Annotated in this window: 17 protein-coding genes; 8 read left to right on the top strand and 9 right to left on the bottom strand. The window is 69.9% G+C overall.

What is annotated here, in order from left to right; all coding sequences use genetic code 11:
* The first annotated feature begins 239 nt into the window (after nt 1-239).
* Genes ACZ6S0_RS49685 through ACZ6S0_RS49675 form a run of 3 tightly spaced genes read left to right on the top strand, consistent with a single transcriptional unit; the run spans nt 240 to nt 3,295 of the window.
* Entirely contained in the window at nt 240-1,097 is an 858-nt protein-coding gene (locus tag ACZ6S0_RS49685) for a hypothetical protein (protein WP_465927574.1), read from the top strand.
* A 9-nt stretch (nt 1,098-1,106) separates the two neighbouring features.
* Nucleotides 1,107-1,856 carry a hypothetical protein gene (locus ACZ6S0_RS49680; RefSeq protein WP_465927572.1) on the top strand — a complete coding sequence of 250 codons (750 nt, stop codon included), beginning with the start codon at nt 1,107-1,109 and terminating at the stop codon, nt 1,854-1,856.
* Complete coding sequence (locus ACZ6S0_RS49675; RefSeq protein ID WP_465927570.1) at nt 1,853-3,295, top strand: O-antigen ligase family protein; 1,443 nt, start codon at nt 1,853-1,855, stop codon at nt 3,293-3,295. Before ACZ6S0_RS49680 ends, ACZ6S0_RS49675 begins: the two co-directional genes overlap by 4 nt.
* Here the strand turns inward: ACZ6S0_RS49675 and ACZ6S0_RS49670 are convergent.
* Both ACZ6S0_RS49670 and ACZ6S0_RS49665 read right to left on the bottom strand, forming a co-directional pair.
* Nucleotides 3,184-3,732, bottom strand: coding sequence for a dTDP-4-dehydrorhamnose 3,5-epimerase family protein (locus ACZ6S0_RS49670; RefSeq protein WP_465927568.1), 549 nt, complete (start codon nt 3,730-3,732; stop codon nt 3,184-3,186). The genes ACZ6S0_RS49675 and ACZ6S0_RS49670 overlap by 112 nt on opposite strands.
* Nucleotides 3,733-3,742: 10 nt before the next feature.
* Nucleotides 3,743-4,666: a glycosyltransferase family 2 protein gene (locus tag ACZ6S0_RS49665; protein WP_465927566.1), complete on the bottom strand. Its 924-nt coding sequence runs from the start codon at nt 4,664-4,666 to the stop codon at nt 3,743-3,745.
* A gap of 115 nt (nt 4,667-4,781) precedes the next feature.
* Between ACZ6S0_RS49665 and ACZ6S0_RS49660 the strand changes: the two genes are divergently transcribed.
* Together ACZ6S0_RS49660 and ACZ6S0_RS49655 are read left to right on the top strand one after the other, a co-directional pair.
* Complete coding sequence (locus ACZ6S0_RS49660) at nt 4,782-5,597, top strand: 2OG-Fe(II) oxygenase (RefSeq protein WP_465927564.1); 816 nt, start codon at nt 4,782-4,784, stop codon at nt 5,595-5,597.
* Nucleotides 5,594-6,526 (top strand): right-handed parallel beta-helix repeat-containing protein, encoded by a 933-nt coding sequence (locus tag ACZ6S0_RS49655; RefSeq protein ID WP_465927562.1) that lies wholly within the window; start codon nt 5,594-5,596, stop codon nt 6,524-6,526. Before ACZ6S0_RS49660 ends, ACZ6S0_RS49655 begins: the two co-directional genes overlap by 4 nt.
* Nucleotides 6,527-6,839: 313 nt before the next feature.
* Here ACZ6S0_RS49655 and ACZ6S0_RS49650 read toward each other — a convergent pair whose 3' ends face one another.
* Nucleotides 6,840-7,433, bottom strand: a complete 594-nt coding sequence (locus ACZ6S0_RS49650; protein WP_465927560.1) for a hypothetical protein — start codon at nt 7,431-7,433, stop codon at nt 6,840-6,842.
* A 7-nt stretch (nt 7,434-7,440) separates the two neighbouring features.
* On the opposite strand from ACZ6S0_RS49650, the gene ACZ6S0_RS49645 reads away from it, so the two are divergent.
* Entirely contained in the window at nt 7,441-8,229 is a 789-nt protein-coding gene (locus ACZ6S0_RS49645; RefSeq protein WP_465927558.1) for a right-handed parallel beta-helix repeat-containing protein, read from the top strand.
* Between the two features lie 21 nt (nt 8,230-8,250).
* Here ACZ6S0_RS49645 and ACZ6S0_RS49640 read toward each other — a convergent pair whose 3' ends face one another.
* The 6 genes from ACZ6S0_RS49640 to ACZ6S0_RS49615 form a co-directional block, all read right to left on the bottom strand.
* Nucleotides 8,251-8,907 (bottom strand): class I SAM-dependent methyltransferase, encoded by a 657-nt coding sequence (locus tag ACZ6S0_RS49640; RefSeq protein WP_465927556.1) that lies wholly within the window; start codon nt 8,905-8,907, stop codon nt 8,251-8,253.
* 58 nt (nt 8,908-8,965) lie between these two features.
* The gene (locus ACZ6S0_RS49635; protein WP_465927554.1) at nt 8,966-9,889 is read right to left on the bottom strand and encodes an NAD-dependent epimerase/dehydratase family protein; all 924 of its coding nucleotides are present in this window, start codon (nt 9,887-9,889) and stop codon (nt 8,966-8,968) included.
* 60 nt (nt 9,890-9,949) lie between these two features.
* Nucleotides 9,950-10,999, bottom strand: a complete 1,050-nt coding sequence (locus ACZ6S0_RS49630) for a 2-oxoacid:ferredoxin oxidoreductase subunit beta (RefSeq protein ID WP_465927552.1) — start codon at nt 10,997-10,999, stop codon at nt 9,950-9,952.
* The gene (locus ACZ6S0_RS49625; RefSeq protein ID WP_465927550.1) at nt 10,989-12,836 is read right to left on the bottom strand and encodes a 2-oxoacid:acceptor oxidoreductase subunit alpha; all 1,848 of its coding nucleotides are present in this window, start codon (nt 12,834-12,836) and stop codon (nt 10,989-10,991) included. The genes ACZ6S0_RS49630 and ACZ6S0_RS49625 overlap by 11 nt, the downstream gene beginning before the upstream one ends.
* A 126-nt stretch (nt 12,837-12,962) precedes the next feature.
* Nucleotides 12,963-13,052 carry a putative leader peptide gene (locus ACZ6S0_RS49620; RefSeq protein ID WP_311132193.1) on the bottom strand — a complete coding sequence of 30 codons (90 nt, stop codon included), beginning with the start codon at nt 13,050-13,052 and terminating at the stop codon, nt 12,963-12,965.
* A 59-nt stretch (nt 13,053-13,111) separates the two neighbouring features.
* Nucleotides 13,112-14,563 (bottom strand): polysaccharide deacetylase family protein, encoded by a 1,452-nt coding sequence (locus ACZ6S0_RS49615; RefSeq protein WP_465927548.1) that lies wholly within the window; start codon nt 14,561-14,563, stop codon nt 13,112-13,114.
* Between the two features lie 109 nt (nt 14,564-14,672).
* Between ACZ6S0_RS49615 and ACZ6S0_RS49610 the strand changes: the two genes are divergently transcribed.
* Both ACZ6S0_RS49610 and ACZ6S0_RS49605 read left to right on the top strand, forming a co-directional pair.
* Nucleotides 14,673-15,044 (top strand): NADH-quinone oxidoreductase subunit A, encoded by a 372-nt coding sequence (locus tag ACZ6S0_RS49610; protein ID WP_465927618.1) that lies wholly within the window; start codon nt 14,673-14,675, stop codon nt 15,042-15,044.
* Nucleotides 15,045-15,108: 64 nt separating this feature from the next.
* A complete protein-coding gene (locus ACZ6S0_RS49605; RefSeq protein ID WP_465927546.1) occupies nt 15,109-16,407 on the top strand; it encodes a M48 family metallopeptidase in 1,299 nt (432 codons plus the stop codon).
* The last annotated feature ends 179 nt before the right edge of the window (nt 16,408-16,586 follow it).

The raw sequence follows: 16,586 nt of genomic DNA, 5'->3' as shown, positions 1-16,586 counted from the left end.
CTCTTCTGTCAGCCCCACCGCAAGCCCCCGTCGACGTAGTCGTACGTCTATCGCTCCGGTGGCGGGCGGTGTAACCGTTTCGCGGCGGAAGTCGGGGGCTGTTGGGGGATGTAACGTCTGGTGGCCATGGCGCGATGGCCCTCTATAGAGCAAGAGTCGCTGATGCGGGGGAACGTACCAAAATGGAGTTCTGGAAGGCGATTCTTGGTCTTCTCCGGAGAATTCTGATCGGCCCACCGTTGGTTCTGGCGTCGCTCGCGGTGGGCGTCGTGGCGTACTCGGTGCTTCCTGTGCACTACTCGGCCGACGTCTCGCTCGTCCTGGCCACGCCGGTGAACGGCGGGACGATCCCGTCCGACAAGACCAAGCAGGGGCTCACCAACCCGTTCCTCTCGTTCAACGACGCGCTCAAGACCGGGGCCAGCATCGTCATCCTGTCCATGAACACGCAGGACGTCTGGACGGAGCTGGGCGCGCCCAAGGACGGCCCGACGGAGATCACGATCGACGACGGGCGCAGCAACCCGAACGTGCTGGACATCAACGGCCCCTACATCTACATCCGGGTCGACAGCGAGTCTCCGGCGACGGCGACGGCCGTGCTGATGGCGGCGCGCGAGCGGGTGGCGACAGAGCTGTTCAAGTGGCAGAAGGCGCTCGGCGCCCCGGCGAACACCTTCATCACCTCGACCGACATCGTGCCGCCCGCCAAGCCTGAGGCCGACCACAGCCTCAACTGGCAGGGCGGGATCATCGCCGCCCTGCTCACCCTGGGCGTCGGGTTCGGCATCGCGTACGGCGTGGTGCACGGGCGCGCCCGCAGGCGCCCGGACCTCTCGGCGCCCCCGGTGGTGGGGGCGGTCCTGGGAGCGGTCCAGCAACCCGCCCTGGGACCGATCCAAACGCCGGTCCCGACACCGGCTCCCGAACCGGTGGGGGTGCCGGTGGGGGTGCCGGGCAAGGCGGGCGAGCCCGCCGATGCGCCCGAGGCCGACGAGGACAGCTCCGCCACCATGGAGTTCCCCGCCTACCGGGGCGAGCCGCTCGCACCCGTGCCCGGTTTCCGGAAGGCGAGCCAGGACGACGGCGAGGGATGAGGCCCTGCCATGGACTTCTGGGCGACGGTGACGATCCTGTTCAGGCGCTGGTACGTGACGGTGCCCGCCTTCCTGCTCACGATCGCGGTGGCACTCGGCGTCTTCGCCGTGGCGCCCAAGACCTTCATCTCCACCTCGGCGCTCGTCCTGACCCTGCCGGTCACCGGCGGCAGCGTGCCGAGCGACCCCAAGTTCCCCAACCCGCGCACCAACCCCCTGGTCTCCTTCGACCAGGGGCTGAGCATGACCTCGTCGATCCTCATCCAGGCGCTGAACACCCCTGACGCGGCGGCCGAGGTGGGCGTGCCGCCCGGTGGCGAGGTCACGCTCAAGGTCACCAGCGGGGGCACCAACCCCGAGCTGATGCCGGCCACCCCCTTCATCGTCATCACCTGCGAGGCCCCGACCGCCGAGCAGGCGCTCGGGATCGTGACGAAGATGACCGCGCTGGCCCAGACGGAGCTGCGCGCCCGTCAGCAGCAGGTCAAGGCGCCGCCCACCACGTACGTGAGCGCCACCGTCGTGGTGCCGCCGACCCAGCCCGACGAGAAGAAGGGCAGCCGGATGCGCAGCGCGGTGGTCACCGGGGCGCTGGCGTTCTTCATGGGCCTGTTCGCCGCGTTCGCGGCCGAGAGCTTCGCCCGCCACCGCCGGGCCCGCCGCGGGACCGATCGGCAGGCTCCGGCCCAGCCCGACCTCGTGCCCGCCGCGGCCGCCGCGAGCAACGGATCGCGGTCACTGGCGGGGCGCGAAGGATGACCTGGGCCAGCAGCACGGCCACGGCGCCGGCGGTGACCGCGACGCCCGTGCCGCTACGGCACCCGCGGCGGGCCGACGGCGCCACGCTGGTCTGCGTGTTCGTCCTGTGCCTGCTGATCCTCCCGGCGCGCCTGGCGGTGGCCGGCCTGCCGCTCTCGCTCACGCCCGCCGAGATCGTGGCGCTGTCGCTGGGCGTGGTGTGGGTGTGCGCCCAGATGGTCAGGACGTCGGGCGTCGCCAAGGGGTCCAACCCGGTCCGTACCGCGATCTTCGCGTACGGGATGATCCTGCTGGCCGTCTACGGGTACGCGACCAACGTCTACCTGCCCTCCGACGAGCTGAACCTCGCCGACCACACGATCGTGCTCTTCGCCGGCTACGTGAGCCTGGCGCTGGTGGTCTGCGACGGCATCGGCAGGCGCGAGCGGCTCGACTTCGTGCTGAAGGCGGTGGTCATCGGCGGCACGTTCGCGGCGGTCGTGGCCCTGATGCAGTTCAGGCTGAACTTCGACCTCACCGAGTACCTGAAGATCCCCGGGCTGCGGCACTCCTCGGCGGAGGAGGTGCCGACCGTGATCTCCCGCTCGGACCTGCGCCGGGTCGCCGGCACGCTCGGGCACCCGATCGAGTTCGGGGCGCTGTCGGCGATGCTGCTGCCGCTGGCCGCGCACCTCGGCTTCCAGGCGCGCAGCCGGGGGGAGGGCGCGGTCCGCTGGTGGATCTGCGCCGCCGTCATCGCGGCCGGGCTGATGTTCTCGGTCTCCAGGACGGCCGTGCTCGGCATGGCGGGGGCGGGGCTGATCCTCCTGATCGGCTGGTCCAACAGGCGCAGGATCGCCACCATCGGGGCGTTCGTGGTGTTCCTCGGCGTGATGAAGGTCGTGGCGCCGGGGCTGCTCGGAACGTTCTACAACCTGTTCGCCGGGGTGGGCGACGACAGCAGCATCATCTACCGCACCCACGACTACCCCTTCGCGATGCGGGAGTTCGACAAGAGCCCGATCTTCGGCCGCGGGCCCGGCACCTGGTATCCGTTCAAACACCAGGTCTTCGACAACCAGTATCTGCTGTCGCTGGTCGAGACCGGGCTGCTCGGCGTGCTCGGCTTCGTCGGGGTGATCGTGTGCGGGATCGTCGTGGCCCTGCGCGTACGCGCGACCAGCGCCGACCCGAACGCCCGCAACCTCGGGCTGACCATCGCCGCCTGCCTGGTGATCCCGCTGCTCGGCGCGGCCACGTTCGACCTGCTCTCCTTCCCCGGCATCACCAGCGTGCTGTTCCTGCTCATCGGCGCGGCCGGGGCGCTGCTCCGCCTCGAACGCGCCGATCAGGCGGACAGGCTGCTCCTCAGCTCCTTCCAGGACCCCGCCGACAGGTCGCGCCCGCTGATGGCGCCGACCGGCAACGGCCACGGCAGCGCGAGGTCGGGGTCGTCGTAGCGGACGGCCAGGTCCTCGGCGGGGTCGTGCTCCCGGTCGATGCGGTAGCAGACGTCGGCGTGCTCGGTCAGCGCCTGGTAGCCGTGCAGCAGGCCCGGCGGCACGTAGAGGTGGGCGAAGGAGACGTCGTCGAGCCGGACGGTCACCTGCGAGCCGAACGTCGGCGACCCCGGCCGCGCGTCCACCAGCACGTCGAGCACGGCGCCGTGCGCCGCCCGCACCAGCTTGGCCTCTCCGCGCCCGGAACGGCCGTGCATGCCCCTGATCGTGCCCAGCCGCGAGCGCGACTGGCTGTCCTGGACGAACGCGGTGTGGTCGAGCCCGTGCTCCGCGGCGATCGCGGTGTCGAAGGTCCTGGTGAAGAAGCCGCGCTCGTCGTGGCTCGGCGTCGGCACGAACAGCAGCGCGCCCTCGAGCTCCAGCCGCTCGACTCTCATGGTGATCCTCTCATCCGGGTAGTGCCCGCAGCCGCCTGGAGGGCCGCAGCAGCGCCACGACCGAAGCTCTGGCCGTACGTCGACCGGCGGCCGCCCGCATCGTCTCACCGAGCAGCACGGCGAGGTAGAAGCCCGCGCTCGCGACCCTGCCCCGGCGCCGGCGGAAGAGCCGTACCCGGTTGACCGTGAGCAGCGCGGCCAGCATGGGGCTGGTCTTCGCCTCGCCGCCGATGTGCTCGATCACCGCGGCGGGCTCGTACCAGAGGGTCCAGCCCGCGTCGGCGGCCCGCAGCGCGTACTCGGTCTCCTCGCTGTACAGCAGGAACGACTCGTCCCACGGGCCGATCTCGGCCAGTGCGGTGGCCGAGACGAGCATCGCGGCCCCGGTGGCCCAGTCGGCGGGGCCAGGGCGTTCGTACCGGGTGGGGTCGGCCACCATCTCGCCCAGCGCGCCGATGCGGCCCGCCAGGCGGCCGCCGATCAGCGCCTCGGCGAGCGCGCGGCGCACGGTCGGCGTACGGCGCAGCGAGTGGTGCAGCACTCCCTCGGTGCTGACCAGCCGGGGCGCGGCGATGCCGGTGCCGGGGCGGCCGAGCGCCCCGGCCAGCACGGCCAGCGCGCCCGGACGCAGGCGGCAGTCGGGGTTCAGTACGAGGACCGCGTCCAGTTCGGCGAGGTCCAGCGCCGCGACGCCGGCGTTGATGGCCGCTGCGTAACCGGCGTTCCTGCCCACCCGGACGGGCCTGACGGGCAGGCCGGTGGCCTGCTCGGCGAGGCGGAGCGAGTCGTCATTGGAGGCGTTGTCCGCCACGACCACGGCCGACAGCCGTACCCCTGCCGCGCCCTCCACCAGGGAGGCCAGGCAACCGCCGAGCACTGCCGCGCTGTTGTAGGTCACGATCACGATCGCGACACGGGGGGAGCCTGACGTCACATGACGGCCATCGAACCCCAGCAATGGATCGTTACAGGTAACAGCGGGCACCGCCGGGGCGATGAGGGGGAGAGGGGACCAGGGGCGGGCTGCCGTAGAGACGGAGACACACTTCATGCGGGATCTGCAGGCTTTCACCTTTCGCCGGGACGAGTTCTTCCCGTTGGCGGACAAGTACTCCGACCAGTTCCGCACGGCGTCGCCGTTCCGTCACGTGATCATCGATGACTTCCTGCCGCCCGAGGTGCTGGAGCCGGTGCTCGAGGAGTTCCCCGAGCCGCGGGACGCCACCTGGCAGCGGTTCGACACCGCCCGCGAGGTGAAGCTGGCGCTGGCCGACCCCGAGCGCATGGGCCCGGCCACCCGGCACCTGCTGGCGGAGTTCAACGGGAGCGTTTTCGTCGACTTCCTGGAGCGGCTGACCGGCATCACGCAACTCGTCTCCGACCCGCACTACGAGGGCGGCGGCCTGCACCAGATCCGGCCCGGCGGCTTCCTCAAGGTGCACGCCGACTTCAACAAGAGCCGCAGGTTGAACCTCGACCGCCGGCTCAACGGCCTGCTCTACCTGAACAAGGACTGGCAGGAGGACTACGGCGGCCACCTGCAGTTGTGGAACAGGGACATGACCGAGTGCGAGGGCAAGATCCTCCCGGTCTTCAACCGGTTCGTGGTCTTCGCCACGACCGACGACGCCAACCACGGCCACCCCGACCCGCTCACCTGCCCGCCGGACCGGGCGCGGCGCTCGATGGCGCTCTACTACTACTCCAACGGCAGGCCGGACGACGAGGTCACCGACGACCACACCACGCTGTTCAAGCAGCGGCCCGGTGAGGCGTGGAAGAGCAACCTCCGCCAGGTCGCCAAGCGCTGGACGCCACCCGCGCTCGCCGATCTCGTCGGCAACCGGCGGACCAGGGACACGTGAGGCGGCACGTCAAGGGCTGGTGCCTCGGCGCCGTCCTGGTCGTGCTGCTGAGCGGCTGCCAGAGCGACGGCGGCGACAGGCAGCCGGTCACCACCCGGCAGCCGCCCACCCCGTCACCGTCGGCGTCCCCGTCCGTCTCGACGTCATCGCCGGAACCGGCCGGGCGCGCCTGGCCGGGGCCCGGCAACACGGGCGTGCCCGAGGGCGTACGGCTGCGCAAGTCGGGGTCCCTGCGCGTGACCAAGAACGGCACGGTCATCGACGGCCTCGAGGTGACCGGGTACATCACGGTCGAGGCCGACGACGTCACCATCCGCAACACGCGGGTGCGGGGCACGAAGGGCTGGTGGGGGATCCTCCAGCGCGAGGGGCGTACCGGGCTGACGGTCGAGGACAGCGAGATCTTCGGCAACGGCAGGCAGCGCACCCAGTTCGGCATTCTCAACCAGGGCAAGCTGATCACGGTCCGCCGGGTCGACGTCCACACGATCTCCAACGGCATCCTCACCCAGCAGGGCCTGGTCGAGGACTCGTACGTGCACGACCCGAAGTACTACGACGGCGACCACACCGACATGATCATGTCGACCGGGCCGCCCGCGCCCGGCACCGAACTGGTCATCCGGCGCAACACGGTGATCAACACGCTCGACCAGACCGGCGCGATCGCCCTGTTCCAGGACTTCGGGGTGGTCAAGGACGTGACGGTGGAGGGCAACCTGCTGGCGGGGGGCGGCTGGTCGTTGTACGCGGGCGCCGGGGCCAAGGGCACGTCCTCGAACATCAAGGTGATCGACAACGTCTTCAGCCGCCGGGTCTGGCCCAAGGGCGGCTCGGCGGGGCCGGTTTCGTATTGGGATAATGACGGGCCCGGAAATCAGTGGCAGGGCAACACCTGGGAAGACGGCGGGACGGTGCCGCCAGGATAGAGATCGTCCGCTCGATTCGTGCGGCAAATGGGAAAATTGGAATACTTGCGAATTGAGGGGAAAGCGAGTCCTTTTCGTTAAAAATACCCTCTTCGTGCTTCCGGCGTGGCTAGTCTCTCCCCTTGAGAGATCCGGCCTGGGATTCGGCCAATATTCGGCCCACTGTTCGGCTCGGCCACGATCGGAAGGAGTCGCCTGTGTCCAGGCATCGAAGGAGCAACAGGCGTATCGGGTGGTTATCCCTGGTCGGCGTCTCCGCGGTGGCGGTGCTGGCAGGTGGGTACGGCATCATCGTCCTCGACACGCCGGAGCCTCAGTCGTCCCTGACGGGCGCGCGTGAGGCGGGTGCCGAGGCGGGTGCCACGGCATCGCCCCAGGCGGCCGCCGGCCGCGGACTCAGGCCGCGCGTGACCGGCACCGGCTCCCCGAACGCCCGGTCCACCAGGGACCCCTGGCGGTGGTGGCCAGGACGGCCGACGAGGAAGCCGACCGCGCGCCCGACCCGCAGGCCCACCAGGACCCCCACCCCCACCCCGTCGGCGACCAGGACGACCAAGACCGCGACCCCCATCGTCACGCCCACGAGGACCGTGACACCCACACCCACCCTCACGCGTACGGTGACACCCACACCCACACCCACGCTCACGCGTACGGTGACACCCACCGTCACCCCGACGACGACGCGCACCCCGACGCCCACGAGAACGCCCACGAGGACACCCACGCCCACGCCAACGATCACGATCACGGTCACGCCCACGGGAACCGTGACGCCCACCCCGACCTTCACGGGGACGCGCACCCCCACGGCCACTCCGACCGTGACCCGCACAGTGACTCCGACGGTCACCCCCACTGCGACCCCGACCCAGACCCCGACCTCGACCCCGAGCCCGACGTCCACCAGAACCGTGCCGCCACCCCCCGGCGGCTGGCCAGGCCCAGGCAACACCGGCGTCCCCGACGGCACCCCGATGGTCAAGAAGACCGGCTCGATCGTCATCAGGGAGGACGGCAAGGTCATCGACGGCTGGGACGTCACCGGCGACCTCACGGTCGAGGCCGACAACGTCACCATCCGCAACACCCGGGTCCGCGGGCAGTCCGACTACTGGGGCATCCTCCAGCGCAAGGGCTTCTCGGGCCTGAAGGTCGAGGACAGCGAGATCTTCGGCAACGGCAGGCAGCGCACCCAGTTCGGCATACTCAACCAGGGCAAGATGATCACCATCCGCCGGGTGGACATCCACACGATCTCCAACGGCATCCTCACCGACCAGGGCCTGGTCGAGGACTCGTACGTGCACGACCCGAAGTACTACGCGGAGGACCACACCGACATGATCATGTCGACGGGCACGGCCGCCGCGGGCACCGAGCTGATCATCCGCCGCAACACGGTGATCAACACGCTCAACCAGACCGGCGCGATCGCGCTGTTCCAGGACTTCGGCGTGACGCGCAACGTCACCGTGCAGGGCAACCTGCTGGCCGGAGGCGGCTGGACGCTCTACGCGGGCGCGGGGCGCAAGGGCCTGTCCTCGAACATCAAGGTGCTCGACAACGTCTTCAGCCGCCGCGTCTGGCCGAAGGGCGGCTACGCGGGCCCGGTGTCGTACTGGGACGCGAACGGGCCGGGCAACGTCTGGCGCGGCAACACGTGGGAGGGCACCGGCGCGGGCGTGATGGCCGGGGGCTGACCGGCCGGCCGGTGGCCGGGCTCAGCCGCGGACCGCGATGACCGACTTCACCAGCCCCGCCAGCCGCTCGAAGCGGATCAGCGACTTGGGGAAGTAGTGCCGCATCTCGGTCACGCTGAGCAGCTCGACCTCCATGGCGATCATGCGCGCGGCGTCCCGGTCGGAGGTCGGGGTGTGGACGAGCGGCCAGCGGCGCAGAATCGTCGTACGCGCCGCCAGCGGCAGGAACTGGAACCCGGGGAACAGGAAGTGCGGCTCGACCGGGAAATAGCGGTAGGGCGTCTGCACCCAGTGCCGCTCGGCCATCTCGTGCACGGTGTCGGCGAAGCGCTGACGGCGCTGGTGACCGCCCACGTGTTCGATCACGGCGTTGGAGAAGACCAGGTCGTAGCGGGTGCCGCGGATGGCGGTCGGGAGGTCGCAGGCGTCGGCGACGTCGGCGCGCAGCCACGCGGGCAGGTCGGCGGGCGGCTGTTCGAGGTTGACGATGTGCACGTGCGCCGGCTGGATCGGGGCGCGCATCCAGGCCCCGGCCGTGCCGCCGAGGTCGAGGACGTTCATCCGGTCGAGGTCGGGGAACCGGGCGGCGAACCACTGCCACCTCCGCGCCCGCGCCTTGGCCCCCAGGGAGTCCGGAGCGTCCACGAATCGACTGCGCAGACCATTCAAACGGCTCATAAAGGGGCTCCTCCGGCCAGATAAGTACCCCAATGCTCCCAGAATTCAACCCGAGAACCTAAGAAGGCGAATCTTCGTGACATTCTTGGGACGCGTACCAATTGACCGTTCGGCGTAACCCGTCGTCCAATTCCGTGCCAGGGTGCCAGCCGAGCAGATCAGCGGCGGGCGCGATGTCGCCGACCTGCGTAATATCGTGCGGGCGGTCGGGAGAGGTGCCGAATTCCGGGGAGGTGTCCGCGCCGGTGATGCGGTAAAGCCTCGTGACGATCTCGTGGGCGGGGGTCTCGACGCCCGTCGCGATGTCGAGCGTGTGCCCGATCGCCTTGTCCGACTCCCCGGCCAGGACGTACGCGTCCACGACGTCGTCCACGTAGATCCAGTCGGCGAGCTTGGTCCCCCTGGTGAGCCGGGGCCGCCGGCCCCGCAGCAGGCAGAGCGTCACGTACGGCACGAGCTTGGTGGTGTCGGGCTGGGCCGGCCCGTAGACCATGCTCGGGCGCAGCACGGTGACGGGCAGGTCCCAGAGCCGGTGGTAGAGCTGCGCGTAGCCGGTGGCGGCCCACTTGGACATCGCGTACGCCGACGACGGCGGGGCCAGGTCGTTGCCCGGCCGCGGCTCCTCGATGGAGCCGGTGAAGACGGTCCTGACGTCGTTCGCGCGGGCGGCGGCCAGCAGGTTGACCGAGCCGAGGACGTTGTTCTCCAGGGTCGCGCGGATCACCTCGTCGCTTCTCGACCCGGTGACCTCGCCGGCGAGGTGGAACAGCACGGCCGGGCGTACCGACCGGAGCAGGCTCGCCGTGGCGGCCGCGTCGGAGAGATCGGCCGCGTGCCAGGTCTCGCCGTGCCGAGCCGGCCGGGGTCGGCGGCTGACCGCGTGCACCTGGGCGCCGAGCGCGCGCAGGCGCCGCACCAGATGCGAGCCGATGAACCCGGCCGCCCCTGTGACCAGCACCACGGTTCGCGGCCAATACGCCATCGTGATTGACCTCCGTGGGAGATGGAGCCGTCGGGCCGACGGCTCCATCTAATACATCAACTAGCCGATGCGCCAGGTGTCGCCGCCGAGCAGCAGCTCGCTCAGGTCGCCGGGCCCCTTCTCCGTCACGGACGCCTCGAGCTGCTCGGCCATGAGCACGTCGTACGCCGGGCGGTCGACCTGGCGGAAGATGCCGATCGGCACGTGCTCGAACGCGGGCTCGTCGAGCCTGCTGAGCGCGAAGGCCACCGACGGGTCGGGGTTGTGGGCGTCGTGCACGAGGACCTGGTCGTCGCTCACGCCCTCGCGCGCCACGACCTCGATGCCGCCGTTCGCGGCCCGTACGACGGCCTTGGAGGCGCTCACGATCGGCTGCCCGTGCTCCAGGCGCAACGTGATGTCGTCGCGGATCGCGGGGTCCTTGAGCTGCTCGAAGGCGTTGTCGTTGAAGATGTTGCAGTTTTGGTAGATCTCCACCAGCGACGTGCCGCGGTGCGCGGTCGCCTCGCGCAGCACCGACTGCAGGTGCTTGCGGTCGGAGTCGATGGTCCTGGCCACGAACGACGCCTCGGCCCCGATGGCCAGCGAGATCGGGTTGAACGGCCGGTCCAGCGAGCCCATCGGCGTCGACTTGGTGATCTTGCCGACCTCGGAGGTGGGCGAGTACTGGCCCTTGGTCAGACCGTAGATCCTGTTGTTGAACAGCAGAATGTTCAGGTTGACGTTGCGGCGCAGTGCGTGGATCAGGTGGTTGCCGCCGATGGACAGCGCGTCGCCGTCACCGGTGATCACCCACACGCTCAGGTCGGGCCGGCTCGCCGCGAGCCCGGTGGCGATGGCCGGCGCCCGGCCGTGGATCGAGTGGAACCCGTACGTGTTGAGGTAGTAGGGGAAGCGCGACGAGCATCCGATGCCCGACACGAACACGATGTTCTCGCGCCTGAGCCCCAGCTCGGGCAGGAAGCTCTGCACCGCGGCCAGGATCGCGTAGTCACCGCAACCCGGGCACCAGCGCACCTCCTGGTCGGACTTGAAGTCCTTCAGGCCCTGCTTGGCGTCGGTCTTCGGGACGAGCGACAGGCCCTTCCCGTTCACCAGCTCACTGGTCACTGTCGATCACGTCCTGGATGACTCCGGCCAGCTCCTCGGCCTTGAACGGGAGCCCGCGCACACGGTTGTAGCTGATCACGTCGACGAGGTATTTCGCCCGCAGCAGCAGCGCGAGCTGGCCCAGGTTGATCTCGGGCAGCAGCACCTTGTCGTAGCGCCTGAGTACGTCGCCGGTGTTGGCGGGCAGCGGGTTGAGGTGGCGCAGGTGGGCCTGGGCCACCTTGCCGCCGCTCTTCCTGATGCGCCGCACGGCCGCGGCGATCGGCCCGTACGTCGATCCCCAGCCGATGACGAGCACGTCGGCGTCGCCGTCGGGGTCGTCGACATCGAGCGCGGGCACGTCGATGCCGGCGATCTTGGCGGCCCTGGTGCGGACCATCAGGTCGTGGTTGTCCGGATCGTAGGAGATGTTGCCGGTGCCGTCGGCCTTCTCGATGCCGCCGATGCGGTGCTCGAGGCCGGGGGTGCCGGGGATGGCCCACGGGCGGGCGAGGGTCTCGGTGTCGCGCTTGAACGGCAGGAACTCGCCGTCCGCGCCGTTGGGCTCGGTGGTGAACGTCTGCGAGATGTCCGGCAGCTCGGAGATCTCGGGCAGGCGCCAGGGCTCGGACCCGTTGGCCAGGTAGCCGTCGGAGAGCAGCATGACCGGTGTGCGGTACTTGATCGCGATCCTGGCCGCCTCGACGGCCGCGTCGAAGCAGTCGCTCGGCGACATCGGCGCCACGATCGGCACCGGCGACTCGCCGTTGCGGCCGAACATGGCCATCAGCAGGTCGGTCTGCTCCGTCTTGGTCGGCATGCCGGTGCTCGGCCCGGCCCGCTGCACGTCCACGACGATCAGCGGCAGCTCGGTGGTGACGGCCAGGCCGACCGTCTCGGCCTTCAGCGCCACACCCGGGCCGCTGGTCGTGGTCACGCCGAGCGCCCCGCCGAACGCGGCGCCGAGCGCCGCGCCGACCCCGGCGATCTCGTCCTCCGCCTGGAAGGTACGGATCCCGAAGCGCTTGTGCTTGGACAGCTCGTGCAGGATGTCGCTGGCCGGGGTGATCGGGTAGGACCCCAGGAACAGCGGCAGCTTCGACTGCACGCTGGCCGCGATCAGGCCGTAGGCCAGCGCCTGGTTGCCGGAGATGTTGCGGTAGACGCCCGGCGCCAGTCGCGCGGGCTTGACCTCGTACGAGACGGAGAAGGACTCGGTCGTCTCGCCGTAGTTCCAGCCCGCCTGGAAGGCCGCGATGTTGGCCTTGGCGATGTCGGGCTTCTTGGCGAACTTCTGCTCGAGGAACGTGATGGTGTGCTCGGTCGGCCGGTGGTAGAGCCACGACAGCAGGCCGAGGGCGAACATGTTCTTCGACCGCTCGGCGTCCTTCTTGGACAGCTCGAAGCCTTCGAGGGCCTTCACGGTGAGCGAGGTCAGCGGCACCGCGTGCACGCGCCACTCGCTGAGCGAGTCGTCCTCCAGCGGGTTGGCGGCGTAGCCGACCTTCTGGAGGTTGCGCTTGGTGAACTCATCGGTGTTCGCGATGATGTCCGCGCCTCTCGGCAGGTCGCCGAGGTTGGCCTTGAGCGCCGCCGGGTTCATGGCCACGAGCACGTTCGGCGCGTCGCCCGGCGTGAGGATGTCGTGGTCGGCGAAGTGGAGCTGGAAGCTCGACACGCCGGGCAGGGTGCCTGCGGGCGCGCGGATCTCGGCGGGGAAGTTGGGGAGCGTCGACAGGTCGTTGCCGAACTCCGCCGTGCCCGCGGTGAAGCGGTCGCCGGTGAGCTGCATACCGTCGCCGGAGTCTCCAGCGAACCTGATGATCACACGGTCAAGTTGCTGGACCTGCTTCGTCACAGCTCAGTCCTCCTCGACGCGCCACTGCGCGTTTGCCTTCGGCGCGTTCTCTGTTTCCATGCTAAATCCTCGGAAGGTCACGCGTTTGCGTCCCGCAAAGAGCGGGTAAACGTGGTCGACTGACAGTCAGGGTGAGGTGGGAGAACGACGACACAGTCCGGAGGCGAGCCTGCAGAGGTCTACATGCAGGCGGGCGAACAGGACGGTTCGGGTCACGAGCGCCAACTATACGTCCCCCCAACACGCGCTCGGTGTCAGGGCTGCTTACCGGGCGGTTAGTTCCCTGACCTGTACAGGCGTCCGGCCTGCATCCCCGCAGTGCCGTACAACTCGGGAACGGTCACGAAGCTGTAACCCTTCCCACGCAACGTTTTGAGGATGTCCGGAACCGCATCCACCGTTTCCCGGTGAATGTCGTGCAAGAGAATGATCGCACCTGGATGCGCCTGGCGCACGGTCCGGTCCGCTATGTCGCGCGGTTCGCTGCCGGGCCCGTCCTCGGCGTCGACGCTCCACGTGACCAGCGAGAGCCCCAGGTCACGTGCCACGTCCTGTACCTGCTGGCTCACGGCCCCGTACGGCGGGCGCAGCAGCCTGGGACGCTGCCCGGTGACGGCCGACAGCGTGTCCTCCGCCTTCCCGATCGAGTCCGCGATCTTGCTGCTGGCCTGTTTCGACAGGTCCGTATGTGCCCAGGAGTGGTTGCCGACGAGGTGGCCCTCCGTGCTCATCCGCTTCAGCAGCGCCGGTTGGGCGGCCGCGTTGCTGCCCACGGCGAAGAACGTGGCCCGCGCCCGTTCCTGCGCCAGCAGGTCGAGCAGTTTCGCGGTGTACGGCCCCGGCCCGTCGTCGAACGTCAGCGCCACGCACTTGACCTGCGCGCAGTCCACGCTCCCCGACCCGCTCCCTGCGCTGGCCACCCCGGGCGTGGGCGCGAACGGCGGCGTGCCGCCGCCCGCCGCGCGCGTGGCCGCCGCCCGCACGCTCTCCTGGGCCCGCCGCCCCAGGTCCGACAGCAGCGGCGCCACCTGATGCGCGGGCACGGCCACGGCCAGGCGGCCGATCGAGCACGGCCCGATCTCGCAGTCGTCGAACTCCACCACGAGATCGCCGCTGCGGTTGAACGCCATCGAGTCGAACTCGTTGCCGCCCGCCTTCAGCTCGTTCCGATCCACCTGTGACCCGCGCTTCTCCAGCAGGCCGCTGACCAGCGTCACCAGTCGCTCCTGGGACGCCTGTCCCGACAGCAGCCCGGTGGAGTCGATGGCCTGGCCCTTGGCCGGGTCGAACCAGTACGTACGGGTGGAGTTGCCCCAGGTCTTGCCGAGGAACTCCCCGGTGCGCAGCCGTACCGCGACGGCCTGGGGAGAGGCGGCGGCGAGCTGCCAGTCCACGTTCAGCTCGGCGCGAGGACCGGAGGCGTCCTCGCCGCGCGTGCGGCTGTGGAACGCGCGGAGCTGGCGCTCGGCCCGGGCGGACAGGGCCCGGTTGAGCGCTGGGGCGTTGGCCAGCTCCGGATAGTTGATGTGCACGTATCCTCGGGCGGTGGAGTCGCCTTCGGTCAGCGTTCTGGTGGACAGGCCGGCGACGGTCGCCGGGTCGACGAAGTCGATCAGTGTCGGCTCTGCCGGCACCACGACATCCCCCTCGTGGGCGGAGGCGAGGCTGCAGCCGGAGACCGAGAGGGCCAGCAGAGCGATTCCGGTGAAGAATCGCGGTATGCGCATAAACGTCAGGGTATGTGGCTATTCTTACCATTTACCTGGATTTTGTGTGATCGGCGGAGAGGCTTTGACCGCGCTGGGTATCGGCACGGCGCCGGGTTACGATCCCGTCATGGACGGCTACTTCGGCTCCTACGCGCTCGTGGCCGCGCTGCTCGCCATCGGCGTCGCCATCGTGGCCGGTGCCCTGTTCGCCAACCGCCTCCTCCGCCCCACCCGCCCGACACCGGAGAAGCTGACCACGTACGAGTGCGGGGTCGACCCCGTGGGGGAGGGCTGGGCGCAGTCGCAGGTGCGCTACTACGTCTTCACGTACCTGTACGTCGTGTTCGCCGTGGACGCCGTCTTCCTCTTCCCCTGGGCCACGGTCTTCGACGCGCCCGGCTACGGGCTGACGACGCTCGTGGAGATGTTCGTCTTCCTGGGGTTCATCGCCCTGGGCATCGTGTACGCGTGGCGCAAGCGCGTACTGAGCTGGACGTAGCGACGGACGCGCCGGCCGGAGAGCGTTATCCGGGCGTGCTCCCGCTGTGGCACCTTGCTGTGCCGTGACCCACCACCCCCAGAGCCCTCACAGGCTTGATCACCCCCAGAGCGACCTTGACTGCCCGCAGTGCGCCCAGCCGCTCAAGACCGAGCCCCCTTACCCGCAGTGGTGCCCGTCCTGCGACTGGAACGTCGTACGCACCCCCGCCCCGGCGAAGAAGGCCCACTTCGCCCGATTATCGGAAAGACTCGTCCGCGGCCTGCACGAGGACGTCGTCCGCTCGCGTACCGACGGATCCGGCACCTCGGTGGGAGCGGCCCGCGTCGCCACCTACGCCCTCGCCTTCCTCGTCCACCTCCTCGCCCCCGCGTTCCTCGCCCTCGGCGTCTACCTCGTGACCCGCTGGACCCTCTTCGCCGTCCTCCCCGCCCTGGTGGCCCTCGACCTGGCCTGGCTGCTCCGGCCCCGCCCCGCCCCCTTCCCCCGGGACGCCGAGCCCCTCACCCGCGAGGCCGCCCCGACCCTGTACGCCCTGCTCGACCGGATCGGCGACGAGATCGGCGCGCCACGTACCGACCTGGTGGCCGTCAGCGGCTCGGTGAACGCGTCGTTCCGCACGTACGGCTGGCGGCGTCGGCGCCTGGTCGAGATCGGCTACCCGCTGTGGATCATCCTCACCCCACAGGAACGCGTCGCGCTCCTCGCCCACGAAATGGCCCATTCCCGCAACGGCGACGGCAGGCACGGCCTGGTCGTGGGCAGCGCGCTGCACTCGCTCGGCGTGTTGCGCGATGTGACCCGTTTCGGCTGGGAGCCGGGAGACGGCGCGTCGCGCTGGTTCGCCGAGTCCTTGCTCGCCGTCGTCGGGCTGCCCGTACGGGGCCTGATCGCGGTGCTGGAACTGCTGCTGTACCGCTCGTCGCAACGGGCCGAATACCGGGCCGACGAACTCGCCGCCCAGGTGGCGGGCGTACCCGCCATGAACTCGTGTCTGAACTCGCTGGTCACCCGTGCGGACCCCGCCGTCCGGTTCCTGGACACGAGCGTCGTCGTCACCAAGGCCGACGAACTCTGGACGGCGCTACGGGCCGCCGTGGACACCCTCCCGGACTCCGAACGCGAACGCCGCCGCCGAGCCGCCCGCCTGAAGGAACTCCGCGTGGACCAGACGCATCCCCCTACGTACCTGCGGATGGAGTGGGTGGCGAGCCTCCCGTACCCGGAGGGCCGCGTACGCGCTGCGGGACTGATGGGGGCGGAGTCGGAAGGCGTTGAGCTGATGGACGGGGAACTGGGGACGGTCGCGCGGCGCGTGGCCCACGCCATCAAGGAAGACGCCCGCTCCGCCCTCTACCACTGACCCCCGCACCCCCCTCACCCCCGCACCTCCCTCACCCCCGCACCTCCCTCACCCCCGCACCTCCCTCACCCCCGCACCTTCCTCACCCCCGCACCTTCCTCACCCCCGCACCTTCCTCACCCCCGCACCTTCCTCACCCCCGCACCTTCCTCACCCCCGCACCTTCCTCACCCCCGCAC

The sequence above is a fragment of the Nonomuraea sp. NPDC051298 genome (genome assembly GCF_055586305.1).
Note: the sequence above shows the minus strand (reverse complement) of the source record. Positions and strands in the feature narration are given on the sequence as shown.